This is a genomic window from Methylobacillus pratensis, assembly GCF_054072455.1.
On the sequence record NZ_JBSUSR010000001.1, the window covers coordinates 679221 to 702108 of the forward strand.

Sequence of the window (22888 nt, forward strand, 5' to 3'; positions counted from 1 at the left end):
ATTTGGATACGCGGAGGCTCAGGGCAATTGCGGCAAGGTCTCGTCAAGGGCCGCTCTGGCGGGATTGGATGGCCCCAGGCTGATCGACTCAAGCAGGGTGCGATCGGCTGATAGCTTGTTGATCACGGTGCTTTCGGAAAGCTCGACCAGATAGCCGGCCCCATCCAGGCTGTCCTGGCTAACGGCCTTGGTCATCTCCCTCGCCTTCTTCAGCAGGATATCCCAATCATGCTCGGCATCAGCCACGACTTGGCTTTCCAGGAGCTGGACATGCGGTTCCAGGCATGGCGTGCCCCGCAGCATCACTTGATAATGCAGGCAGAACTCACAATAGCGCTTTGCAACAGGCCGGCTTGCTGCACCAGTTGGATGCAAGGGGCAACCCGCAGCATCAGCTCCGGTTTGCTGCGCATGGCGTTGCGTTCGCTGAGCACCCCTGCATGAAAGGCTTCCTCATGTATTTTGCGCAATGCCGTACGGTAAGCAACATCCTTGCTTTCCAGCTCCGTCTGGTATTCGTCGCGCAAATCCGTGATATGCACCAGCTGGAGATGGATCTGGCGCTCAAACTCCTGTCTTTGCCTGAATATCTCGTCCTTCAGTTGCTCAACCTGCCTCAACGTTTTGACATACTTATGTATTAGCATGCACTACCGCCATATTGACCGCTAAGTTCAGTCCAGTGCCGATACATATGATTTCTCCCCTGCCTTGGTCAGCAGCACGCCACCACCTTATTTTTCATTGCAAATCAGTCCATTAAATAAATCGCACAAAATATAGATATTTAATGTCTATTTGTTAATAGACATATTAGTTCCTTATAAACGGCAAGGTCAATAGCGATCCTATATGTCTATTAAAATGTAGACATATAGGATCAAGTCCATGAAGGATTCACTCAGAAAGAAATTGGGCCTGTCCATCGCAACCCGCAGGAAAAGCCTGGGATTGACGCAAGAATTCGTCGCCCAGCGGCTGGGGGTTGAGATCGAAACTGTGTCGAGAATCGAGCGCGGCGTCACCGCACCGTCGCTCAAGACCCTCAACAAGATTGCACATGAATTATCCAGCCCGATACAGGAATTTTTTGAAGCATCAAGCCCCGCATCCGTCGACCCCGACATAGAGGGACTGGTCGCGATCTTGCAGAACCTGGAGGAAAAAGACCGGAAATACGTGATTGAAGCGACGAAGTCGTTGAGCAAGCACCTGCTCAAAAGAATCAATTAGTTGGTAAAACAGCTCCTCATGTCTGCGCTGTTTACCATCACTGAGGGCCTGCCACATACAACAATGCGGGACAGGCTGAGAGCAAGAACGGCTGATAAAACCGGCAAACTTAATCCAGAATGTCAGCCGCGCTCATCAATGCAAATGCAACCAGGTCACTGTGCCCGCTTTCATGTCAGGCACCAGCAATACCTTGCCGTCTGGCGTAATGCCGATGTCGGCTGCGCTCTGGAATCCCTCGTGTTCAAGCGTGACTTCATCGTCGATACTGAGGCTGAATACTTTGCCATTGATATAGTCACTGATATACAGCTTGCGGTCCGCCCCGAGCACCAGCCCGTCGCCGCCGCCAAACCCTGTTGCCAACTCGATCAGGTGGCGGTTGAGCAAGTCGAGCTTGTATAGCACGCCGCTCGCGAAATCGACATAGATCAGCACCTCGCCCGTATCGTCCATCCACAGTCCGTTGGGCGCCTTGATCCTGGCATCCTGCTGGTGGTTGATGACGGTATCGACCTTGCTTGTGGCGAGGGTAACCCTGTAGATAGCGCCGCTGGTGCCTCCCTGGTTGGCGATGTCGCCGCTGTCGCTCACATACAGGTACTTGCCTTCGTAATCGGGCTCCAGGTCATTGAGGAAGCTAGGAGGCGCAGGGAAAGCGCTTTTATCGACCAGCACCATCCATTCACCGTCCTTGTCCACCTTGAGGATGCGGTCCTTGTCCGCGACATAAAGCTCGCTCCCGACCAAGGCCAGCCCCTTGGGGTCGTTCATGCCCTTGGCAAACACGCTGCGCTTGCCGTCCGGCTCGATCACGCTGATCTGCCCGTCGCCGTCCTTGTCGAATTCGCCGATCTCGGAGACAAACACCCTGCCCGCCTTGTCCGAAATCACGGATTCCGGGTTCTTGAAACCCTTGACCACCTTCAACTCGTGCCCTGAGGCCACGCCGGAAAACATCAACGCACTGCCGAGCAAGGCAGCCACCACGGTTTTAACCATCTACTCCTCCTGCGTTCATCTACATTATTGTCCTGGCATGACGCCATGCATGGGATTATGCGGTCGAACGCAGGCGAACTCAACCTGGCACGCAGGTATGCGCCCTATTGGCTATGATGGGGCTTCAACAATGGCGTCACCAGCAGCATCAGCACTGCCACCAACACCAGCAGCCAGCTCGCCAGATGGAAATCGTGCGTCAGATCGCGCAGGAACCCCACCGACAACGGCCCGGCGGCCGCAATCAAATACCCTACCGTCAAGACGAAGGCGTTCCAGGCGTTGGCTTCATCCACGCTATGCGTGTTATCCAATGGCAAGGTCATGCCCAGGGTGAACGCACCGCCAAGGCCGAAAGCGCAAATGGCAATGCTGAGGAACGGCGACCAGGCAGGCGCGAGCGCGATCAGCAACAAGCCGAGGACGGCCAGGGCCGCACAAGCGGCGAGCAAGCCCCGCCGATCTATCGACTTGCTGATCGCGCCCAGTATGGGGTTGGATATCATGAATACCGTGGTGAACGTCGCGAGGATGAAGCCAGCCACCGAAGGTGCGGTGCCGTATTCGATATACATGGGCGCCGTCCATGACAGCACGGCATAGAACAGGAAATTGTCGGCAGCGAAGAACAATGCCACCAGCCACGCCGTGCGGTTGCCCCAAGGCAAGCGGGCCGGATGGCCTGCCTGCTGCGCATGACCCCGCTCCAGCCTTGCGACCCAGAACCAGCAAAGCAAGCCAATGGCGGCAAACAGGCTCCACATGCCGGCGCCCATGCGCCACCCTGCTTCGGAGTGCATGGCGACGGGGCCAGAGACGGCGGCGGACAAGGTGCTGCCGAAAGAGAGCGCAGTGGCGTAGATGCCCATGACCATCGCCGCCTTGTGCGGGAAATTGCCCTTGATGTACCCGGCGATCAACGCACCCGCGATGGCGATCCCGGCGCCGACGCCGGCCGTGCTCAGCAGCAGCATGTCCACGCTGCGGGAAAACGCCCGCGCCGCAATCGCCACGCAGAGCAACAGCAATGCCAGCAACAAGACGGGGTCGCGCCCGTAGCGGCGGGCCAGCCAAGGGGTGGGCAAGGCAAGCAGGCCCATCAATAAATCCGGGATGGTGGTGAGCAACGACGCCGTGCTGTGGGAAAGCTGGAACTCGTCAATGATGGCGGGAAGCAAGGGCCCCATCGAGACAATGCCGGGGCGCAATGCGATTGCGACCAGAATGATCGCCGCGATGGCAAAACCGACAGGAACCTTTGAAACAGGCCAGGAGGAATGCTGCGGCAAGGTCGCAGCCTCAAGGGAGGTCGCCATGGGCGGATGCTCTCATACATGATCAGGATGAGCAGCAATATAGTATGGCGGCAGCGCCATGCACCATACGTTATCTTGCGTAGCGCGGATCAAGCGCTACGCAAGGTCGCACCACTTATGGCTTTTTCAGGCCGGGCAATACCGCGATCATGGCACAGGGCGTATACGACTCCCTGTCGGAAAGGCCGTCGTCGATCAGCTTCTTGATGGCCGGATCGGCCTGTATCTTGTCCGCCACTTGCTGGATTGCGAGGTCGTAAGTGGCCTGCACCGTGTTGGCAGGCAGGATGTCGAGATCGCCGCTCAAGCGCGATTCCCCGGTATAACTGGCGATCGCCCTGCCGCTGCCGGTATAGACGGTGGCATTGATCGTGCCGTAGAAATTGCGCATGTGCGGGTTGTAGAACATCTTGGGCTTGACCCACAGCAGCACATTGGCGGTAACGCCCGCATCGCACATCACGGTGTCACCCAGCTTGGTGCTGAGCGTCCTGGTCAGCACCGGCTCGATCAAGGGACCCTGGGCAAACCAGTAATCCTTCATGAAGTGCCAGAGCTTGATCTCGTTGGTGTATTCGTACGGGCTGATGTACACCGCCACCTTGCTGGTCGGCTGCGGCTCTTCGGCATGGGCCAGGCTCGACGCCAACAGCAAGGCTGCCAATCCCATCACGCATTTTTTCATTGCATTGTTCCTCACACGGGTTATTTCTTGTTGTAGGTAATACGATACACCAAACCCGCCCGGTCATCCGAGACGTACAACGCGCCATCAGGCCCGGTAATCACATCTACCGGGCGTCCCCAGGCGCTGTTCTTGGTTTGCCAGCCGGTGACGAAATCCTCTACGGCCACCGGCTTATTGTCCTGGAAGCGGATGCGCACCAGCTTGTAGCCGTATGGCTGCACGCGGTTCCAGGAGCCGTGCAGGGCCACGATCGCATCCTGCTTGTATTCGCCGGGGAAATTAGCCTTATCGAGAAAGGTGATGCCTATCGGCGTGGAATGAGCGCGCAAGGTGATGGCAGGCGGCTGGGTATTCTCGCAGAAACCGGGCTTGCCGGGGAAATTGGGGTCCGTCACCCTGTTGCCCCAGCAATGCGGCCAGCCGTAATGCTTGCCCGGCTCGATCTTGTTGATATGTTCAGGCGGCAATTCGTCGTTCATGGCGCCGCCCTTGGTTTCGGAACGCATATCCGCGCCGTTGTTGGTGGCATAGAGATCGCCCGTGCCAGGCTGCCAGGCCAATCCTTGCGAATTGCGCAGCCCGCTCGCCCAGACCGCGCTCCTGGCGCCGCTCACGCTGCCGTCCGGCGCCCCGGCGGGCTTGCCGTCCAGGGTATAGCGCAAAATCGTGGCCCTGAGCGGGTCGTTTTCCACGCAGACGTTGCAACTGGAGCCTACGTTCAGGTAAAGGTGGTTGTCCGGCCCCAGCTTGACCGTCTTGAGCGTATGCCCGCCGCTGGGAAGATGGCTGATCAAGGGCACCAGCTTGGCGGCCGGGCGGGTTTTATCCTGCGCCTGCTCGACGCGCACCACCCCGTCCTGGTTCGCCACCAGCATGGTATTGCCGGCAAAAACCAGGCTATTGGGCGCGTTCAGCCCTTCCACCACGGGCACCACGTCATCGGCCACGCCGTCATGATTGCGGTCCGGCAGCATATACACCGTGTTGTCCACGCTGCTGGCAAGGTACAGGTTGCCGTCCGGCCCAAACGCCATGAAGCGCGGACCGCGGAAATAATCGCCCTTGGCCGGGTTGAGCTTGGCAAAGGTGCTGATCTTGAAACCCGGCGGCAATGTGAGGCTGCCTGCAATATCGTCCGGCGTCTTGCTCACCGCGGCTACGGTGGTGCACGCCATCAGGGCTGCACTGGCGGCCAGCGCGGGCAGCACACTCATCGAAGGTTTCTTCATCGCGATTTCCTATATCTGCTCAAGTTGGATCGACACAGATTACGAGCCCGGGATCAGGCTTAGAGCCTGTTCAAAGTCTTTTTATAGGTACGCATGACTTGAAAACGCGCCCGATCAAGACGCAGTCCGCAGGTAATGCTCATTGCCTTGCCAAGGACTGCAACGCAGAGCGGGCGCGTTTTCAAGTCATGCCCTGTGGGTTGAACCGTCAAGGCAGCTGCTGCTGCGTTGCAAATCCTCGCCGGGCAATGAGCACGTCTGCGGTTTGCGCCTTGCTTCGGCTGCCTTGACGGAGCAACGTATCCCATAAAAAGACTTTGAACAGGCTCTTAGGTTCCCCGCACGAAATGAAAATGCCGGAACAAGTCCGGCATTTAACATGCAGTAAGCAAAGCCATGCCTGACATGGCGTTTGCAACCATGCTAGATCAATGGCACTTCTCTTCCTGGCAGCCGTCGTTCTTGGCGCCGGCAGCGGTCAGGAACTCCACCATGTCGGTACGTCCCTCATCCTTCAAGGCGCGGATGATGGAGACATTCCCGCGCAGCTTGGCATTGACGTCAGCGCCATGGTCGATCAGGTATTTGACCACCTCCTTGTTGCCTTGATAGGCAGCCAGGTGCAATGCGGTCATCTTGGTGATCGGGTGCTTGTAGTTCACATCGGCACCGTTCTCGATAAAGAATTTCACGGCATTCAACTGGCCCTTGTTGGCCGCGATTTCAAGGCCGGTCCAGGCAAAGAACAATTCATCGACCTTGTAAGGGTTGTTGAAGTACTTCTTCACAACCTTCATATCCCCCTTGCCGATGGCGTCGGTGTACTCGACCTGGGGATCCTCGGCATGGGCCATCACGGCCCAGCCCAGCACCAACGTTGCCAGGATAACTTTCAACATCTTCTTCATGCGACTTCTCCATAGTAATCATCATTTAATTAAGTGTGCTTATTATTGTTGAGGCTGCGAGGCGCGAAGACATCGCCTCCGCACCTCATAGCCTAACGCACATCTCGTACCCGTTGTTGACCGCTAGCCGATGAACTTCCTGGCATTGCGGAACATACGAATCCACGGCCCATCCTCACCCCAGCCATCGGGATGCCATGAATGCTGCACGGTGCGGAAAACCCGCTCAGGATGAGGCATCATAATACTGAAACGGCCATCGGCGGTAGTCAGGCCGGTAATCCCCTTGGGCGAGCCGTTCGGGTTGAACGGATACACTTCGGTCGGGGCGCCGTTGTTATCGACATAGCGCAGCGTCACCAGCTGCTCCGCCTGCACTCGCTGCTGCGCCGCCGTATCGGCGAACTCGGCATAACCCTCGCCATGCGCCACGGCTATCGGCATGCGGCTGCCGGCCATGCCGCTGAAGAACAGCGATGGCGATTCCAGCACTTCCACCATGGCGACACGCGCCTCGAACTGCTCGGAACGGTTACGCACGAAATGCGGCCAATGCTCGGCACCCGGAATGATGCTGTGCAGGTTGCTCATCATCTGGCAACCGTTGCACACGCCCAGCGCAAACGAGTCCGTACGGTTGAAGAACGCGGAAAACTCGTCGCGCGCACGCGGGTTGAACAGGATGGACTTGGCCCAGCCTTCGCCGGCACCGAGCACATCCCCGTAAGAGAATCCGCCACAGGCGACGAAACCGGCAAAATCCTTGAGGCTGACGCGCCCGCTGATGATGTCGCTCATATGCACATCGAAAGCAGTAAAGCCTGCACGGTCGAATGCGGCCGCCATCTCCACCTGTCCGTTGACACCCTGCTCGCGCAGGATCGCCATCTTAGGGCGTGCGCCCGTCGCAATATAAGGCGCGGCAATATTCTCGTTGAGATCGAAGCTAAGCTTGGCATGCAGGCCGGCATCGCGCTCATCCAGCAAGCGGTCGTATTCCTGTTGGGCGCATTGCGGGTTGTCGCGCAGCTTCTGCATCTGGTAAGTCGTCTCCGACCAGGCGCGGTGCAACTCCACACGGCTCTCGGCAAACACCAGCCTGCCTCCCTGATGGATCAGGATATCGCCATGGCTGGCTGGCGCGCCGATCACATGCACCTTTCCGCCCAAGGTCTCACGTAGTTCGGCAACGATGGCGTCCGCATCGGCGGCGCGCACCTGCAATACCGCGCCCAGCTCCTCGTTATAGAGCGCCGCCACGGCATCGCTGCCCAGGCTGGCGATATCGAGCTCCAGGCCCGTGCGGCCGGCAAACGCCATTTCCGCCACGGTGGCAAACAAGCCGCCGTCTGAACGGTCATGGTAGGCCAGCGCGCGGCCTTCGCGGTTCAGCTTCTGCACCGCATTGAACAAATGCTTGAGGCTATCCGCGTCATCCAGGTCCGGCGCGGCATTGCCCACGCTGCCGTATACCTGCGCCAGAGCGGAGCCGCCCAGGCGGTTCTTGCCCGCGCCGAGGTCGATCAAAATCAGGCGGGTATCGCCCAGGTCGGTACGCAATTGCGGCGTCAGGGTCTTGCGCGCGTCCGGCGTGGGCGCGAACGCCGTCACCACCAGCGAGATCGGCGCGGTCACCGCTTTCTTCTCGTTACGCTCTTCCCACACGGTCTTCATGGACATGGAATCCTTGCCGACCGGGATGCTGATGCCCAACTGCGGACACAGCTCCATGCCCACGGCCTTGACGGTATCGAACAAGGCGGCGTCCTCGCCCGGATGCCCCGCAGGCGCCATCCAGTTCGCGGAAAGCTTGAGCTCTGCAATATCGTCGATCAGGCTGGCGGCGATATTGGTGATCGCCTCGCCAATCGCCATGCGGCCGGAAGCAGGCGCATCGATCAGCGCCAGCGGCGCCTTTTCGCCGATCGCAAAGGATTCGCCGCGATAGGTCTCGAAGCCATCCAGCGTCACCGCCACGTCAGCCACCGGCACCTGCCACGGGCCGACCATCTGGTCGCGTGCGATCATGCCGGTCACCGTGCGGTCGCCGATAGTGATGAGGAAGGTCTTGTCCGCCACGCCGGGCAGGCGCAGCACGCGTTGCGCGGCCTCCTTGAGGTCGATGCGGGAATGGTCGAAAGCGGGCAGCTCGCGCGCTACATGTGTCACGTCGCGCGTCATCTTCGGCGGCTTGCCCAGCAGCACGGACAAATCCATGTCCACCGGGTTGTTGCCGAAGTGGCTGTCAGCCACGGTCAGGTGCTTTTCCTCGGTCGCCTCGCCGACAACAGCGAACGGACAGCGCTCGCGCTCGCAGATTTCGGCGAACAGCGGCAAATCCTCCTTGCGCACCGCCATCACGTAGCGCTCCTGCGCCTCGTTGCTCCATATCTCGCGCGGTGCCATACCGGGCTCTTCGTTATGCACGTCGCGCAACTGGAACCTCGCGCCCACACCCGCGTCGTTCACCAGTTCAGGGAAGGCATTGGAAATGCCGCCCGCGCCCACGTCGTGAATGCTCAGGATCGGGTTCTCATCGCCCAACTGCCAGCAGCGGTCGATGACTTCCTGCGCGCGGCGCTCCAGCTCGGGATTGCCGCGCTGCACGGAGTCGAAATCCAGGTTCTCGGTGTTCGCGCCGGTATCCATGCTCGATGCCGCGCCGCCGCCAAGGCCGATCAACATCGCCGGGCCGCCGAGCTGGATCAGCGCCGCACCCGGAGGAATCGGGTTTTTCTTGGAATGCTTGGCCGAGATATTGCCCACGCCGCCCGCGAGCATGATGGGCTTGTGATAGCCGCGGATTTCCCCTGCCGCCTCGAGTTCCAGCGTACGGAAATAACCGGCGATGTTCGGGCGGCCGAATTCGTTGTTGTACGCCGCGCCGCCCAACGGGCCGTCCACCATGATCTGCAACGCCGAGGCGATGCGGCCGGGCTTGCCGTTGTTCTGCTCCCACGGCTGCTTGAAGCCGGGAATATGCAGGTTGGACACCGAAAAGCCGGTCAGCCCTGCCTTGGGCTTGGAGCCGGAACCGGTCGCGCCCTCGTCGCGGATTTCCCCGCCTGCGCCGGTCGCAGCACCCGCAAACGGCGAAATCGCGGTCGGGTGGTTATGTGTTTCCACCTTCATGAGGAAATGCATGTCCTCCTCCACAAAGCCGTATTGGCCGTCCGTCTGCGGATAGAAGCGCTTGGTCTTGCCGCCCTCGACGATGGAGGCGTTGTCGGCATAAGCCACCACGGTCTTGCCGGGGTTGAGCTTGTGCGTGTTGCGGATCATGCCGAACAGCGATTGCGCCTGGGCCACGCCGTCGATCACCCAGTCCGCATTGAAAATCTTGTGGCGACAGTGCTCGGAATTGGCCTGCGCGAACATCATCAGCTCGACATCGGTCGGGTTGCGGCCCATGCGCTGGAAATTCTCCACCAGGTAATCCACTTCGTCCGGGGAAAGCGCCAGGCCCATTTCGGCATTGGCGGCTTCCAGTGCCGCCCTGCCGCCCGAGAGGATATCCACCGTGGATAAGGGCGCAGGTTCTGCCGTGTGATACAGCTTTTGCGCGTCTTCCAGGGCGGCGAACACCGCCTCTGTCATGCGGTCATGGATCAAGGGGCGCAATGCAGCCTTTTCCGTATCCGTGAGCGGGCTGCCATCCGCGGTGGCAGCGTAAAACGCAATGCCGCGCTCCAGGCGCTGGATGGCCTCGATGCCGCAATGGCGCGCAATGTCCGTCGCGCGCGAAGCCCAGGGCGAAATCGTCCCCGGACGCGGCACCACTACGAACAACTCCCCTGCCGGCGCTTCCTCGCTCATGCGCGGCCCATAGGTGAGAATCTGCTTCAACACCTCCTGCTGCGCATCGCTCAAAGGCTGATCAGACCAGGCGAAATGCCAGAATTCGGCGTACAAATGCGTAATGCGCGGCGCTGCACCCTTGAGCGCAGCCAGGATTTTCTCGATACGGAACGGGGATAAAGCGGCACTGCCACGAAGACTGATCATTGGGCTGGACATGAAGAAATTCGAAGTGATGGCAAAAGCGGGATTTTACCAGATTATGCCCCGCCTTACTGCTTTGAGGATTAAGGATAATCAGCCTTCTGCCGCTGCCAAGACAACATGTTCAGTTACCAAGCGAGAAGAGGAAAAACGCCCAGAAGAATGACCAGTTTCAAAAGCGTGCCCGGCAAAGCAGGCCAAGAAAAGCCCATGTCATAGAAGAATGAAACACGCGATACAGCAGCAAAGGTGCTAGAGATATTGCCTCACTCAGTGCCGTTTCTTGGATTGGGACTGACGTCATGCAGGTTGGCCCACATTTTTTCGATGCGGCCATAAGCCACGGCATGAGATGCATCTTGCGCCAGCCATGCATTGAACGTGGTGCGATCTACTTCTGTACATTCCTTTGCCTGCAATTGAATATACCAGTCTGCCGCTTGCAAGAGTGCTTTTGAATCAGGCTCCAGGGACAGGGGCTGGCTATCCGCGAGCTGATTTGTTTCGGGGATGGACGGCATGCCTTAAGGCGCTGGCTGCAAAAGCATGCAGCATCCCATGGTTGCCTTGTCCGATAGCGGCCTAATTGCAGACATCAGTGGCAATGATGCATCTAAAACGGCTTCCTCATCCATACTCTCCCGCCTCCGTTTATAGGTGTGTTCGATATACGCATTTTTATTTCGCAAAATTCATTCCACTCGAGAATTACCTATAACAACATAATTTTATTAAATTAAATTTAAAAAATAATTTTTTATGCTGCAAATAAATGGCTACAAACAACCAAACAATGGTTATATATAACCATTCGCAGCCAACCTAAAATGTTACCGATTGCCTGGATCGAACTCATAAGTCAATGTCAGCCAAGCCGCCCTGGGTGCGCCCGGCGCGACGAAATTGGTGTTTTGCCAGTCCCTTGAGTTGTAATTGAACCCGCTGGGACCAATCGCGCCATTGATGGATGGCGAAAATGGATTGGCTCCAAGCTGGCTGCCGGAGTAATACTCGCGGTTGAAAATATTATTAATCCGCAATCCTAGCGTCAGGCCCTTGTCCAGCTTGTAGGTGGTCGTCAGGTTGAATACGGCAAAGCCTGGCGTCGTACCTTTTTGATAGTAAGGCTGGCCGACCGTGGTAGAAGGCTGTTCATCACATTGGAAATAACCCGTGAAATCCCCGGTGACCGGGTCGAATGCCGGATAGCAACTTGCGGCAATCTGCCCCAATTGTTGTGCGGCAGGGCCTTTTCGGTGTTCGTTGTTTTCGTTGCCGCGGGCTATGGCGCTCGAGCGCATGATCATGCTCAGGCCGATATCCCAACGGTCGGTGATATGGAAATTGACGGAGGCATTCAGGTTATGTAGCGGAATGCCAGGCATGCGGCTGCCGGGCTCGACCTTGTACTGCCGGAAGCTGGATAGCCCATATTTGTTGTAATACGCCGGATTCTTGGGGAATGCGAGGTGATAGCCGCCGTTGTCGTCCTCGATATATTCATACATGCCAGGGCCGACACCGTCGTTCGGGTCGAAATTGGTGCTGCTGTTGGAAAGGTTGAACATATGGAACGGGCTTTCGAAAGTAGCGCTAGTCAGGCTGTAGCTCAAGGAAAAGTCGGCACGCCCTGCGCTTCCCGATAAACCGAATTCCAGTCCCTTGCGGCGCGTATCCCCGATCGTGTCGAAATAATTGCGCGATGAGGACAGGCTGGTGAAATAAATGTCGTCCTTCAGGTCGGTCTGATAGACATTCAAATTCCATTTCCAGTTATTGGCAAATACTCCGCGAATCCCCAGCTCATTGGTCGTAGATTTGATTTGAGGCAAATAAGGGTCGCCAGAAAGCTGGGACGGCAGGGTACACGCACCGGCACTTTGCAGTTCCGGGTCGCTGCTGTAGGCGCAGCCCAGTTCGATGACGGAAGGCGCCCGCGTTCCCTGGCTCCAGTTGCCGTATATGTTGAGGTTCATGGTCGGCGAATAGGTAACGCCTAGCGACGGGTTGAGAGAGTAATAGGAAAATTTTTCCTTATGGCCGTCCAAGGTGGAACGGCTTCCGAAATTGCCGTTGGGGCGGTAATAGCCGTTCAAACCGCTTTCCCGCGCATCATCGGTAATTGTTGAGGTCGCATTGGGCTCGGTCGGGCAGTTGGCCGGATCCTGGCACAGAATAATGTCAGGGTTTGCTGCAAAATCCTTGAGGTTGTGCAGCTCGGCAAAGCCTGCGGCAGTACGGGACTTCAGGTTGTTGGTGATATGCGTCTTGTTATACCTGGCCGAGGCGGAAAAATTCCATTGCTGCACCGGAGACCAGGTTTCGCTGAAATAAAGACTGGCTGTTCTCGAGCTTCCATCGAAGGCATTGTTGGTAATGTCATGCGAAGCCGCATAGAACTCGGGGGAAATATTGTCCGGATCGAGATAAACATGATGCGAAGCGTCGATCAGAGCCAAGCGCGACACGCTGCTGTAATCCGCATAGGCCGAGTCGAACGATGCTCCCGCCATGAACCTGTGCTTCTCCAGGTTCCAGTTGAACTGGAGCGCGCCGCCGTTGGTGATCTGGTCAATCGATGTCGTGTCAATCTGCCCAATCGGCGTTCCGTTAACGACGCCGGTGCCGTTCCCACCATAGCCAAGGTCGCCGTTGGCGCCGTTACGCATTTTCAATGCTTCCGCTATCGCCTGCCTGGTCGACGGATTGCATACGCCAGGGGCATCGGTAGGATTATTGATCGGGGGAAGCGGCGTGCCCCAGGGCGAGCCGTTTGTCGTATCCCATATTCCGTTTCCGTCCAAGTCCTGATACTGGCACAAAGGCAGGTTATTGCTCGGCGTTGAACTATCCCTGCCAAAGTCGTAGGTTCCCACCATCTCAGGGAAAGCCTGGTAGAAGTCTCCGTTGACGGACCGGCGCTTGCTCCTGCGATGATATACCTGGCTCGTAATATTGAACGTGTCCGACACATCAAAGGCACCCGATATCTGGAATTGCAGCAGCCGGTTCTTGGTTTCGTCTGGGGAAGTAAATACGCTTTCGGGCCTCTCGTCATACAATTCCTTTGGAATCATGCCGTTGCCAACGAGGTCATTGCCGACATACAGCGAGGAAAGCCCGAGTTTCAGCCTATCGTTGCGCCATTCCGTCTTGCCGAAAAACTGGTTCACGCGCGAAGGCGAATTATCGCGCCAGCCATTTTCATCGAAAATATTGGCAGCGACATAGCCGGCCAAGGCTCCATTGCTTCCACCAGCCTCCACCTGTAACTGCTTGCGGTCGAAAGAACCGCCTGTCAGCTTGGCGGAGAGCACATCGCCATCAAAACCGCTCTTGGTCCTGACAGACATTGCCCCGCCCAGGGTATTAAGTCCAAAAATTGGGTTGGATCCTGGAAAAACATCGACGCTGGCCAGCGCATTGAGGGGAATCATGTCCCAGTTGACGACGTCGCCAAATGGTTCATTCACCCGGATACCATCAAAAAATACAGACAAGCCTTGCGGCGTACCAAGCTGGGGGCCGGCAGTAAAGCCGCGGTAGGTGACATCCATCTGGAAGGGATTGCCCTGGTAATCATTGACATTGATCGACTGCAACTTGGAATTGAGCAGCCCAGCTAAACTGAGTTCGTTCGAGTCACGGATCTCCTGGGCACTAATGCTTTGCACATTGCCCGGAATCTGCTCTTTGGCGAGCCCCAGCCCCGGCATGGGGCCGATTTCATAGAAGCGCTTGGCCCGGACTTCAACGGTATCCACATTAAAGGACGTCTTTTCGCCAGGAAGTCTGTCTTCTATTTTAGGAACGGCTTTCTGCAGTTGATACCGGCCTTGCGCATCCTGCACGACCTCCAGCCCGGTTCCGTTCAGCAGCGCCTCAAAGCCTTCGTTGACGTTGTATCGGCCGCGCAGCATAGGGCTGCGCTTGCCTTGGGTCAGTCTGGGATCGAATCCCAGCAATACGCCTGATTGCGCGGCATAGCTTGGCAGGGTATCGCTGAGGTCGCCTGCCGGGATATCGTAGGCTTGTTTCGGGATGCTTTTGTTAAGCGGCTCGGCCGCGTCGGCTGATGCGCCATGCCAGGCCATGAACGCCAGCAGCAACGCATTGGTGATGATCAACGCAGCTTTATGCCGGGCTCGATCGTGACTGTATCCGTTCTTCAATTTCCCCTCCCGCTTCACAGCAAAATGTTTGTTTTGCTGCTATGCCGAATGAAAATGAAAATCCGGAAAGCAATATTTAAAAATTTTTAATTATTCTGCGTCATGTGGCGACGAGTGTGACCCAGAACCGGGTAAAGCGCTCCGCCCTCACAGGCAGACTGCGTTCCAATGTCTGCAGGACGGATTCCATGTCCCGTATCGGGAAAGAGCCTGATATCTTCAAATTGGCCACAGCGGGATCGCAGCGCAATATGCCGGTTTTGTAGCGTGCCAGCTCCTGGACGAAGTCTTCCAGGCGCATGGCATATACCACGATCATGCCATTGATCCAGGCCATGTCCGTGGCCCGCACTGTGAGCTTTTCCGAGAACTTGCGGCCGGTGAACTCGATGGATTCCCCGGCATCGATCCGTTGCGGCGAATCCGTCGAGTAATGAGGACGGATTGCGACCGCACCATCAAACACGGCGACCTTGGTCTTGTGCGAAAAGTCGCGCACGCTGAAGCGGGTCCCAAGCGCAGTCGCCTCGCCATGTCGGGTCTGAACCTTGAACGGCCGGTAATTGCCGGTGGGTTCTTGCGCGGTTTCGATGAATATCTCGCCCTGTACTAGCTCGATCAACCGCTCGGTACTGGAATACCGCACGTTGACGGCGGTATCGGTATTCAGGTGCAGTCGGGTGCCATCCTCCATGGCAAGCTGGGTTTGCTCGCCGACCTTGGTGCTGGCATCTGCCAGCATGCCGCGCCAGGGACGCTCGCGATAGGCATATAAACCCGTAGCGCTGAAAGTCAGGAACAGGGCCAGGTGCTTGATGACCTGACGGCGGTCTGTCACTGGCGGCAATTGCAGTGTCGCCATGCCGACCTCGCGCGGCACTTGTCCGAAGTGTTGCGTCACGCGCTCCAATTGCTGCCAGGCCTGCCGGTGGGCGGGATCAGCGTCCAGCCAAGCGCGCCAGGCGTGTTGCGCCTGTTCGTTATTTTCGCCTGAGGCCAGCTTGGCGTACCACACGCTAGCGGCCTGCATGGCGGGCGTTGGCTTTCCCATGCTAGGGTTCATACGCGGCGCTGCGATTCCATCGCATTACTCTTCGAGCAGCACCATGCATTGCAGCATGGCTTTGGCGACATAGTTGCCGACAGTGCGGGTCGTCACGCCCAGCTGCTTTGCAATTTCAGCGTAGCTGAGGCCTTCCAGCTGCAACAGCAAAAAGGCGGTCCGCACCTTGACAGGCAGGCCGTCCAGCATGACGTCCAGCTTGATCAGCAGTTCCAACACCATCGCCCTGGTTTCAGGGGAGCCGACCTCGGGAGGCGCAAATTGCGCCAAAGCTTCGAGATACGCGCGCTCCAAATCTCGGCGGCGCAGGTGGTCGACCATCAAGCCATGGGCGACCCTGCTGAGATAGGCACGAGGCTCATGCAATACCGGCAGCTCGGCCTTGAGCAACAGGCTGAGGAACGTATCCTGCGCGAGGTCTGCGGCACTGTTGTGGCCGCCGAGCTTTTTGTTGATCCAGGCGCGCAGCCATGCATGATGCTCCTGATACAGCAGCTGGATGACGCCTTGTTTGCAGAGTGAATCTTGTGGCATTTGGTGTACCTGGTATATTCACTTTTTACCTGCAATTTCAATGCCAAAGCAATAACACCATGATTTTAAATAAATAATCAGTAAAATGACTTTTCATTAGGCTGAAAACAACCACACATAACCACCAATTGGCTATAAACAGCCAATCAAAGAACCACATTGTCAGTTGTCGCATTGAATAGAACACGCAATCGCGACGAACGCTAAGATTTTTCAAGGATAAGCCGCTATAATCACCTGCTCCCAATAGGCTTATTGCCCGCAGAGATGCTGCAGCTCGATGTCAAAACCATTTATTTCCTAGTCGGCTTGTTCGCCACGACCACCGGTGTCGTGCTGTCCATCCTCGCCATGACAGGACGTTTCGACCGCTGGCTGAAATACTGGGGAATCAGCAACCTATGCACGGGCTCGGGCATCCTGCTGCTGACTTTCCGCGACATCGTTCCCGATTTTTACAGCATCGTCGTAGCCAACATGCTCGCCATCACCGGTTACTTCCTGCTGATGGCCACAGCACAACGCTTGCACCACCGCCATATGTCGTGGCGGCCGCATTTGCTATTCCTGGGCTTGATGGCCGGGTTGTTCCTGCTGATGCAGGACGCGGACTATTACTATGGCGAGAGGACTGCGCTCAGCTCGATCGCCTGCGGGTACTATGCGTTGCGCGTCGCCAAGATCACGCAACGCATTGGACGCGAGGAGGATATCGTCTCGGCCTACCTGGTTTCCGGGATATTCACGCTGGCGGCCCTGGTTTTTGGCATGCGGGTATTGGCCGGCCTGACCCACCATCTGGGAGGGGAATCGATATTTTCCCCCGGCGGCATCAATATGTGGATGATTCTGCTTGCAGCCGGCATCGGCCCGCTCTGGAACATGTCGATGTTGCTCATGATCATGGAGCGCATCAACCGCAACTGGATCGGCCGCGCCTTGCGGGACCCGCTCACAGCCGCGCTCAATCGCGAAGGGCTCAGGGCCGCCGTGGAAAACAATACCATGCGCCGCCACTCCGACGATCATCCGTTCACGGCTTTGCTATTGGTGGACATCGACCATTTCAAACAAGTCAATGACCAGCTGGGGCACGCATTCGGCGATAAACTGCTGCGCAGCTTCGCGGACATCGTGCATCACCAATTGCGCAGTTCCGACCTGTTTGCGCGCCATGGCGGCGACGAGTTCGTCATCATCCTGCCCTCGAGCGGCGAAAAGGAAGCCAGGGATGTCGCCGAACGGCTGCAGAAGGCGTTTGCCCAAGCAACTGACAAATTGAAGCATGACGGCCTGGCCGTGACCTTGAGCATCGGCATCGCAGTTACGGCCAGCGAACAGCTTGGCAGCTCGCTGCACAAGCTCATGGAACAAGCCGACTCAGCGCTCTACCAATCCAAGCACCATGGCCGCAACCGCATCACGGCGGCGCAAGCGGCTTGAAGCCTGGCCTTGTAATTTCAGCACAAAAGGCTGGCAGCAAGGAGCGGCTAAGCAACAAAGGGCGGCAGGTGCCAAATCCATGCTGCAAACGCGAGCATGGCGATCACCAGCACCACCACGATCCTCGATAGCCTTGCAACGCGGCGGCGGCCGTCCTCCAGCTTGGCGACCAATTGCTCATTCTGGTCCGCCAGGGTCTTGAGCAGTTTCGAGGATTCCACCATCTGGGTCTGCAATTGGGCAATCCGCATTTCCAGCGACTGGATGCGGGCCTCTTTGTCGTCATCGCTCCCAAGCTCGCTATAAGGCACATCGTACACCTGGGGTTCGGGCTGTTGCTGCTTGCCGGATACGGCCTGCCAGAACTTCCTGGCGCCCTCGGCAATCTCGGGCGCCTTGCGGATCACCTCGATCCAGGGAACCACCTTCAATACAGTCAGCCATGGTGCGGCCACAATCCATTCCTTTCATTCACAAGGGCAAGGCCCCGTTTATCGATCAAGCGGCAAACGTCCATCAATGTCCCGCCGTCCTGGAAAACAACTGCATCACCACGACGCCCGTAATGATCAACACCATGCCGATCACGGTGGGCAGGTCGGGTTTCTGCCCATACAGCACCAAGGCAATCACCGACACCAGCACGATGCCCAGCCCCGACCAGATCGCATAGGCCACCCCGACCGGGATGCTGCGCAGCGTCAAGGCGAGAAAATAAAACGCCAGCCCGTAGCCGACGATCACCAGCAGGCTGGGCAGCCATTGCGTAAAGCCTTCGCTGGCCTTGAGCGCCGAGGTTGCGACCACCTCGGCCAGGATGGCGATCCCCAGGTAAGTCCAGTGCTGCATCTATCACAGTTCCGTCACGGTGATGAAGCTCAGCCGGTTGCCATCTGGATCGACCATGAGCATATTGCGCACGGTCGGGCCCAGGTCGTTGCCGGGTGGCTCGGTAATGTGCAAGCCTTGCTCTACAAACTCCTCATGCACCGCATCGACGTCGTCCACATAAAAATGCACCAGCGCACCAAAGGCGCAATCGCCGGTATGCTCAGTGAGGAATATCTGCATGTCGCCACGGGCAATCGCGGCAAAAAAGGGAAATCCAGGCTCGAACTGGTGCGTCCACAATTCACGGAACCCCAGTTTTTCATAGTACGGCTTGCTCAGCGCATAGGATGCGACGCGTACCGCCGGAACGACAGGCTGGGTGATTTTTTTCATTGCTCCCTCCTTCTTGCAGTGTGGCTTAGTACGGCTGACAAAACTCAGCTCAACATTCCCGGTCAGGCGCTCTGCCGCACGCAGTACAAACAGTACGACAAAGGCAGGGCAACGACGCCAGGAATGTTTTGTTAGCCGCTATTGTTCGCGCATGCTGACAATGGCGTCATATAGCGCAGGAAACTCGGTGAAACCGTCTTGCGCCATAAAGTGGCCTCCCCGTTCAAACAACTCCCAATCCGCGTCGAGCTTTTCCGCCAGGCGCAACGAATAGGGGTAAGGCACGATATGGTCATCCTGGGCGGCGAGCACGATGCACCTAGGCGCCAGCCCGATCAGTTTTTCCACATCCAGCGGCGCCGCGGTGAACGCGTCCAGCGCCGGCAGGAAGCTCAACGGCTCGGCAAATCCCGAGACCAATGCCATGCCGCCTATTGGCCGCTCCTGCTGCTCTAGATAACGCAGCAAGGTGATGCAACCCAGGCTGTGCCCGATAAAAAAGGTATGCTGGTCCGGCTGGGTAATATGGGTGCGCAGGCAATCAAGCCATCGCTCGATATCAGGATGGTCGGGCGCAGGCAACGCCAACACCGTGACCTTGAAGCCTTGCTGTTCCAATGCGTTCTTGATCCATGGAAACCAGTGGCTTTCCGGCGAAGCCTGGTACCCATGGATGATATAGACAGTCCCTGCTTGCATGTTCCTCCCCACACTGCAAATATGTGGTTAGAACACTTTCTGGGCTTTAGTTCTCCCTCAAGCCCAGCACAACAGTAAAAACAAGGTTATTTGACAGCGCCGAACACCTTCTTGAGCAAGTTGCTGGCCTGCCCCATCGGGTCCTGGCGGATGGCTTTTTCCTCTTCCGCCATCATGAGATAGACGCCGTCCAGTGTCTTCTGGGTCACATATTGCTCGATGTTCGCCTGGTCCTTGTTGACCAGCCCGTATTTGCTGCCCATTTCGGCAAACTTGTTGTATTGCTGCGCCAAGTCGACGTTTTGCGTCGCCTTTTTCACGATGGGCAGGAATTTCTCCGCCATCGGCGCAGAAGTGGTCTTGCGGAAATACTGCGTGGCGGAGTCTTGCCCGCCGGTCAGGATATCCTTGGCATCCTGCACGCTCATCTGCTTGACCGAATTCACGAGCAAGGTCTTGGCCTCCGGCACCGCGGCTTCCGCTGCCTGGTTCATCTTTAGCACCAGTTCGTCCGCCTGCTTGCCCATGCCGAACATGCGCATGGCCTTCTCGGCCTTCTGCATGGATTCAGGCAGGGGAATCTTGACCTGTGGGTTATTGAGGAAGCCCCCTGCCTGCCCTAGCTGGCTGACCGCGCGCTCGGCGCCTTGCACCAATGCCTGCTTGAGGCCCTGGCTGGCATCGGCATTGCTAATGCTGCCCAGGTCCAGCGCAGCGGCATGGCCGGAAAAAACAACGAATGATAATGCAGTCACAAGATGTCGCATGGCTCCTCCTAGATGGTGAATTGAGGTTCTCACCGCATTTTAACCTCATCGGCGAAGCATGCGCACAGTATTACCGTTTAATGTTGCACCGGTTTGACGCGCCAGATTTTCTCAACGTATTCGCCAATGGTACGGTCGCTGGAGAACTTGCCGATGCGCGCCACATTGAGTATTGCGCGACGGTTCCACTCATCCTTGTCCTTGTAGAGCTTGCCCACTGCATCCTGGGTTTCGATATAGCTCGCGTAATCGGCCAACAGCAGGTATTGATCCCCATTGTTCAACAAGGCGTCGCCGATCGCATGATAGCGATCGGGCTCATCCACGGAGAAGAAACCGTTGGTGATCATGTCCAGCGCCTGCTTCAGCTCGGGATTGCCGTGGTAATAGTCCCATGGGTTGTAATGGTTGGCTTTCACTTCGGCCACTTGTTCCGTCGTCAGGCCGAAAATGAAGATATTGTCTTCCCCCACTTCCTCGCGGATTTCCACATTGGCGCCATCCAGCGTGCCGATGGTGAGGGCGCCGTTCAGCGCCATCTTCATGTTGCCGGTACCCGATGCCTCGGTGCCAGCAGTGGATATCTGCTCGGAAAGGTCGCTGCCCGGGAACAAAAGCTCCGCCGCCGAAACCTCGTAATTCGGGTAGAACACCACCTTGAGTTTGTCTCCCACGGCAGGGTCCTCGTTGACGATGGAGGCCACGTCGTTGATCAGGCGGATGATCAGCTTCGCCAGCCAATAGCCAGGCGCCGCCTTGCCGCCAAAAATGACGGCGCGCGGCGTCACGTCCTTGGCCTGCCCGCTGCGGATGCGGTTGTACAAGGTCACGATGTGCAGCACATTCAGCAGCTGGCGCTTGTATTCGTGGATACGCTTGATTTGCACGTCGAACAAGGCGGCAGGGTTCAGCTTGACGCCTGTTACCTGTTCAATCCGCTTGGCAAGGCGCTGCTTGTTGGCATACTTGACCGCATGGAACGCCTTGCGGAAATCGGCATCATCAGCCAAGGGTTCCAGCGCGCGCAGCTTGTCGAGATCATGGTGGAAATCCTTGCCGATGACGCTTTCCAGCAGACTGGTCAGGCCGGGATTGCACTGGTTGAGCCAGCGCCGCGGCGTGATGCCGTTGGTGACGTTGATGAAGCGCCCCGGGAAGATACGGTTGAAATCGGCGAACAAGGTGGAGCGCAACAACTCGCTGTGCAATGCAGCCACCCCGTTCACGGTATGGCTGCCGATCACGGCCAGGTGCGCCATGCGCACGCGGCGCCCTTGCTCTTCATCAATAATGGAAACGCGCGTCAGCAGATCGGTCTCGCCTGGGAACTTGTGGTTCACCATCTGCAGGAACTCATGGTTGATGCGATAGATGATGCCGAGGTGCCGAGGCAGCAGCCTGCCGAACATCTCCACCGGCCAGGTCTCTAGCGCTTCCGGCATCAGGGTGTGGTTGGTGTAGGCAAACACCTTTTCGCTGATTTTCCAGGCCTTGTTCCAGTTGAGGTGGTGCACGTCCACCAATTGGTACATCAGCTCGGCCACCGCAATGGCGGGATGGGTGTCATTGAGCTGGATCGCCACCTTGTCCGGCAGCACGCTCCAATCGTCATGCTTGGCCAGGAAGCGGCGCAGGATGTCCTGAATCGAAGCGGAGACGAAGAAATACTGCTGCTTCAGGCGCAGCTCCTTGCCCAGCACGGAAGTGTCATTGGGGTACAGCACCTTGGAAATGTTCTCGTAGGCATTGCGCTCCTCGACGGCTTTCTCGTAATTGCCCTCATTGAAGTGCGCGAGGTCGAATTCACGCGCCGCCTTGGCGGACCACAAGCGCAGGGTATTCACGGTTTCCGTATCGTAGCCGGGCACCGGCATGTCGTAGGCAATGGCCAGCACGCTTTCCGCATCCACCCAATGGTATTCCGTACCCTTGGCAGCCGGGAATTCCACCACCTTGCCATAGAACCTCACCGGATACTGGCTTTCCGGCCGCTGGAACTCCCAGAGGTTGCCGTAGCGCAGCCAGTTGTCCGGGTTCTCCACCTGCTGCCCCTGGCTGATCGATTGGCGGAACATGCCATATTCGTAGCGGATGCCATAACCCGTACCCGGGATATCCATGCTCGCCATGGAGTCGAGGAAGCACGCGGCCAGGCGCCCCAGGCCGCCATTGCCCAGCGCAGCATCGTTTTCCAGCTCGACCACATCCTCCAGCTTGTGCCCTAATGTCTTCAAGCCCTCCTGCACCTCGCCCTCGATGCCCAGATTCAGTGCAGCATTCTGCATCATGCGCCCAAGCAGGAACTCCAGCGAGAAGTAATACACCCGTTTCGGGTCCTGGGCGTTGTACGCTTCAGCGGTCTTGACCCAGCGCTCGACCACATGGTCGCGGATGGTGTATCCGGTCGCCACATACCAGTCGCGCGGCGTCGAAGCTTCGCTGGTCTTGAATGCAGAAAAGATCAAATGGTTCTGCAGTGCCTGGGCAATCGGGGTTTTCTCGGTGGTAATCACAGGCGTGGAGGCTTTGGGCTTTTTGGGTTCTTTTTCAGCGGTCATTGGCGTCTTTCCGTGTGAGTTTACAAAATGCCACCCGTTGGCTTGAGTGC

General features: G+C 57.5%; 21 protein-coding genes. 3 read left to right on the forward strand and 18 right to left on the reverse strand.

Going from position 1 to position 22888, the window contains the following annotated elements:
* Positions 1–18: 18 nt before the first annotated feature.
* Positions 19–306: a hypothetical protein gene (locus ACW4YW_RS03060; protein WP_457136206.1), complete on the reverse strand. Its 288-nt coding sequence runs from the start codon at positions 304–306 to the stop codon at positions 19–21.
* Positions 303–647: a hypothetical protein gene (locus ACW4YW_RS03065; protein ID WP_457136207.1), complete on the reverse strand. Its 345-nt coding sequence runs from the start codon at positions 645–647 to the stop codon at positions 303–305. Before ACW4YW_RS03065 ends, ACW4YW_RS03060 begins: the two co-directional genes overlap by 4 nt.
* Before the next feature lie 241 nt (positions 648–888).
* Between ACW4YW_RS03065 and ACW4YW_RS03070 the strand changes: the two genes are divergently transcribed.
* Complete coding sequence (locus ACW4YW_RS03070) at positions 889–1233, forward strand: helix-turn-helix domain-containing protein (RefSeq protein ID WP_457136208.1); 345 nt, start codon at positions 889–891, stop codon at positions 1231–1233.
* A 135-nt stretch (positions 1234–1368) separates the two neighbouring features.
* On the opposite strand, the gene ACW4YW_RS03075 is transcribed toward ACW4YW_RS03070, so the two are convergent.
* The 6 genes from ACW4YW_RS03075 to purL form a co-directional block, all read right to left on the reverse strand.
* Positions 1369–2235, reverse strand: a complete 867-nt coding sequence (locus tag ACW4YW_RS03075; protein WP_457136209.1) for an SMP-30/gluconolactonase/LRE family protein — start codon at positions 2233–2235, stop codon at positions 1369–1371.
* A gap of 104 nt (positions 2236–2339) precedes the next feature.
* Positions 2340–3551, reverse strand: coding sequence for an MFS transporter (locus ACW4YW_RS03080; protein ID WP_457136210.1), 1212 nt, complete (start codon positions 3549–3551; stop codon positions 2340–2342).
* A 115-nt stretch (positions 3552–3666) separates the two neighbouring features.
* Positions 3667–4236: a hypothetical protein gene (locus ACW4YW_RS03085; protein WP_457136211.1), complete on the reverse strand. Its 570-nt coding sequence runs from the start codon at positions 4234–4236 to the stop codon at positions 3667–3669.
* 20 nt (positions 4237–4256) lie between these two features.
* On the reverse strand, positions 4257–5468 hold the full coding sequence (locus tag ACW4YW_RS03090; RefSeq protein ID WP_457136212.1) for a PQQ-dependent sugar dehydrogenase: 1212 nt from the start codon (positions 5466–5468) through the stop codon (positions 4257–4259).
* A 428-nt stretch (positions 5469–5896) separates the two neighbouring features.
* Positions 5897–6376 (reverse strand): ankyrin repeat domain-containing protein, encoded by a 480-nt coding sequence (locus tag ACW4YW_RS03095; RefSeq protein WP_457136213.1) that lies wholly within the window; start codon positions 6374–6376, stop codon positions 5897–5899.
* A 123-nt stretch (positions 6377–6499) separates the two neighbouring features.
* Positions 6500–10393: a phosphoribosylformylglycinamidine synthase gene (purL, locus tag ACW4YW_RS03100; protein WP_457136214.1), complete on the reverse strand. Its 3894-nt coding sequence runs from the start codon at positions 10391–10393 to the stop codon at positions 6500–6502.
* On the opposite strand from purL, the gene ACW4YW_RS03105 reads away from it, so the two are divergent.
* Positions 10392–10544, forward strand: a complete 153-nt coding sequence (locus ACW4YW_RS03105; protein WP_457136215.1) for a hypothetical protein — start codon at positions 10392–10394, stop codon at positions 10542–10544. The two genes, purL and ACW4YW_RS03105, sit on opposite strands and share 2 nt — an antisense overlap.
* Before the next feature lie 100 nt (positions 10545–10644).
* On the opposite strand, the gene ACW4YW_RS03110 is transcribed toward ACW4YW_RS03105, so the two are convergent.
* The 4 genes from ACW4YW_RS03110 to ACW4YW_RS03125 all read right to left on the reverse strand — a co-directional run bounded on the left by ACW4YW_RS03110 (position 10645) and on the right by ACW4YW_RS03125 (position 16147).
* Positions 10645–10899, reverse strand: coding sequence for a FecR/PupR family sigma factor regulator (locus ACW4YW_RS03110; protein ID WP_457136216.1), 255 nt, complete (start codon positions 10897–10899; stop codon positions 10645–10647).
* Positions 10900–11208: 309 nt separating this feature from the next.
* The gene (locus ACW4YW_RS03115; protein WP_457136497.1) at positions 11209–14472 is read right to left on the reverse strand and encodes a TonB-dependent receptor domain-containing protein; all 3264 of its coding nucleotides are present in this window, start codon (positions 14470–14472) and stop codon (positions 11209–11211) included.
* A 178-nt stretch (positions 14473–14650) separates the two neighbouring features.
* Positions 14651–15601: a FecR domain-containing protein gene (locus tag ACW4YW_RS03120; RefSeq protein ID WP_457136217.1), complete on the reverse strand. Its 951-nt coding sequence runs from the start codon at positions 15599–15601 to the stop codon at positions 14651–14653.
* A 36-nt stretch (positions 15602–15637) separates the two neighbouring features.
* Positions 15638–16147, reverse strand: coding sequence for a sigma-70 family RNA polymerase sigma factor (locus tag ACW4YW_RS03125; RefSeq protein ID WP_457136218.1), 510 nt, complete (start codon positions 16145–16147; stop codon positions 15638–15640).
* Positions 16148–16414: 267 nt separating this feature from the next.
* Here ACW4YW_RS03125 and ACW4YW_RS03130 point away from each other — a divergent pair, with 267 nt between their 5' ends.
* Complete coding sequence (locus ACW4YW_RS03130) at positions 16415–17590, forward strand: diguanylate cyclase (RefSeq protein ID WP_457136219.1); 1176 nt, start codon at positions 16415–16417, stop codon at positions 17588–17590.
* A gap of 47 nt (positions 17591–17637) precedes the next feature.
* On the opposite strand, the gene ACW4YW_RS03135 is transcribed toward ACW4YW_RS03130, so the two are convergent.
* From ACW4YW_RS03135 to ACW4YW_RS03160, 6 genes are all read right to left on the reverse strand, one after another.
* Entirely contained in the window at positions 17638–18045 is a 408-nt protein-coding gene (locus ACW4YW_RS03135; protein WP_457136220.1) for a hypothetical protein, read from the reverse strand.
* A gap of 61 nt (positions 18046–18106) precedes the next feature.
* The gene (locus ACW4YW_RS03140; protein ID WP_457136221.1) at positions 18107–18439 is read right to left on the reverse strand and encodes a DMT family transporter; all 333 of its coding nucleotides are present in this window, start codon (positions 18437–18439) and stop codon (positions 18107–18109) included.
* A gap of 3 nt (positions 18440–18442) precedes the next feature.
* Positions 18443–18814, reverse strand: coding sequence for a glyoxalase superfamily protein (locus ACW4YW_RS03145; RefSeq protein WP_457136222.1), 372 nt, complete (start codon positions 18812–18814; stop codon positions 18443–18445).
* 138 nt (positions 18815–18952) lie between these two features.
* Positions 18953–19513, reverse strand: coding sequence for an RBBP9/YdeN family alpha/beta hydrolase (locus tag ACW4YW_RS03150; protein ID WP_457136223.1), 561 nt, complete (start codon positions 19511–19513; stop codon positions 18953–18955).
* Between the two features lie 86 nt (positions 19514–19599).
* Positions 19600–20280, reverse strand: coding sequence for a DUF4197 domain-containing protein (locus tag ACW4YW_RS03155; RefSeq protein ID WP_457136224.1), 681 nt, complete (start codon positions 20278–20280; stop codon positions 19600–19602).
* A gap of 77 nt (positions 20281–20357) precedes the next feature.
* Positions 20358–22838 (reverse strand): glycogen/starch/alpha-glucan phosphorylase, encoded by a 2481-nt coding sequence (locus ACW4YW_RS03160; protein ID WP_457136225.1) that lies wholly within the window; start codon positions 22836–22838, stop codon positions 20358–20360.
* Between the last annotated feature and the right edge of the window lie 50 nt (positions 22839–22888).

What these genes read in the sequence shown, in the direction of transcription:
- ACW4YW_RS03065 (WP_457136207.1), bottom strand. Translation starts at nt 647, where the DNA reads ATGCTAATACATAAGTATGTCAAAACGTTGAGGCAGGTTGAGCAACTG.
- ACW4YW_RS03070 (WP_457136208.1), top strand. Translation starts at nt 889, where the DNA reads ATGAAGGATTCACTCAGAAAGAAATTGGGCCTGTCCATCGCAACCCGC.
- ACW4YW_RS03075 (WP_457136209.1), bottom strand. Translation starts at nt 2,235, where the DNA reads ATGGTTAAAACCGTGGTGGCTGCCTTGCTCGGCAGTGCGTTGATGTTT.
- ACW4YW_RS03080 (WP_457136210.1), bottom strand. Translation starts at nt 3,551, where the DNA reads ATGGCGACCTCCCTTGAGGCTGCGACCTTGCCGCAGCATTCCTCCTGG.
- ACW4YW_RS03085 (WP_457136211.1), bottom strand. Translation starts at nt 4,236, where the DNA reads ATGAAAAAATGCGTGATGGGATTGGCAGCCTTGCTGTTGGCGTCGAGC.
- ACW4YW_RS03090 (WP_457136212.1), bottom strand. Translation starts at nt 5,468, where the DNA reads ATGAAGAAACCTTCGATGAGTGTGCTGCCCGCGCTGGCCGCCAGTGCA.
- ACW4YW_RS03095 (WP_457136213.1), bottom strand. Translation starts at nt 6,376, where the DNA reads ATGAAGAAGATGTTGAAAGTTATCCTGGCAACGTTGGTGCTGGGCTGG.
- ACW4YW_RS03105 (WP_457136215.1), top strand. Translation starts at nt 10,392, where the DNA reads ATGAAGAAATTCGAAGTGATGGCAAAAGCGGGATTTTACCAGATTATG.
- purL (WP_457136214.1), bottom strand. Translation starts at nt 10,393, where the DNA reads ATGTCCAGCCCAATGATCAGTCTTCGTGGCAGTGCCGCTTTATCCCCG.
- ACW4YW_RS03110 (WP_457136216.1), bottom strand. Translation starts at nt 10,899, where the DNA reads ATGCCGTCCATCCCCGAAACAAATCAGCTCGCGGATAGCCAGCCCCTG.
- ACW4YW_RS03115 (WP_457136497.1), bottom strand. Translation starts at nt 14,472, where the DNA reads ATGGCCTGGCATGGCGCATCAGCCGACGCGGCCGAGCCGCTTAACAAA.
- ACW4YW_RS03120 (WP_457136217.1), bottom strand. Translation starts at nt 15,601, where the DNA reads ATGGGAAAGCCAACGCCCGCCATGCAGGCCGCTAGCGTGTGGTACGCC.
- ACW4YW_RS03125 (WP_457136218.1), bottom strand. Translation starts at nt 16,147, where the DNA reads ATGCCACAAGATTCACTCTGCAAACAAGGCGTCATCCAGCTGCTGTAT.
- ACW4YW_RS03130 (WP_457136219.1), top strand. Translation starts at nt 16,415, where the DNA reads ATGCTGCAGCTCGATGTCAAAACCATTTATTTCCTAGTCGGCTTGTTC.
- ACW4YW_RS03140 (WP_457136221.1), bottom strand. Translation starts at nt 18,439, where the DNA reads ATGCAGCACTGGACTTACCTGGGGATCGCCATCCTGGCCGAGGTGGTC.
- ACW4YW_RS03145 (WP_457136222.1), bottom strand. Translation starts at nt 18,814, where the DNA reads ATGAAAAAAATCACCCAGCCTGTCGTTCCGGCGGTACGCGTCGCATCC.
- ACW4YW_RS03150 (WP_457136223.1), bottom strand. Translation starts at nt 19,513, where the DNA reads ATGCAAGCAGGGACTGTCTATATCATCCATGGGTACCAGGCTTCGCCG.
- ACW4YW_RS03155 (WP_457136224.1), bottom strand. Translation starts at nt 20,280, where the DNA reads ATGCGACATCTTGTGACTGCATTATCATTCGTTGTTTTTTCCGGCCAT.
- ACW4YW_RS03160 (WP_457136225.1), bottom strand. Translation starts at nt 22,838, where the DNA reads ATGACCGCTGAAAAAGAACCCAAAAAGCCCAAAGCCTCCACGCCTGTG.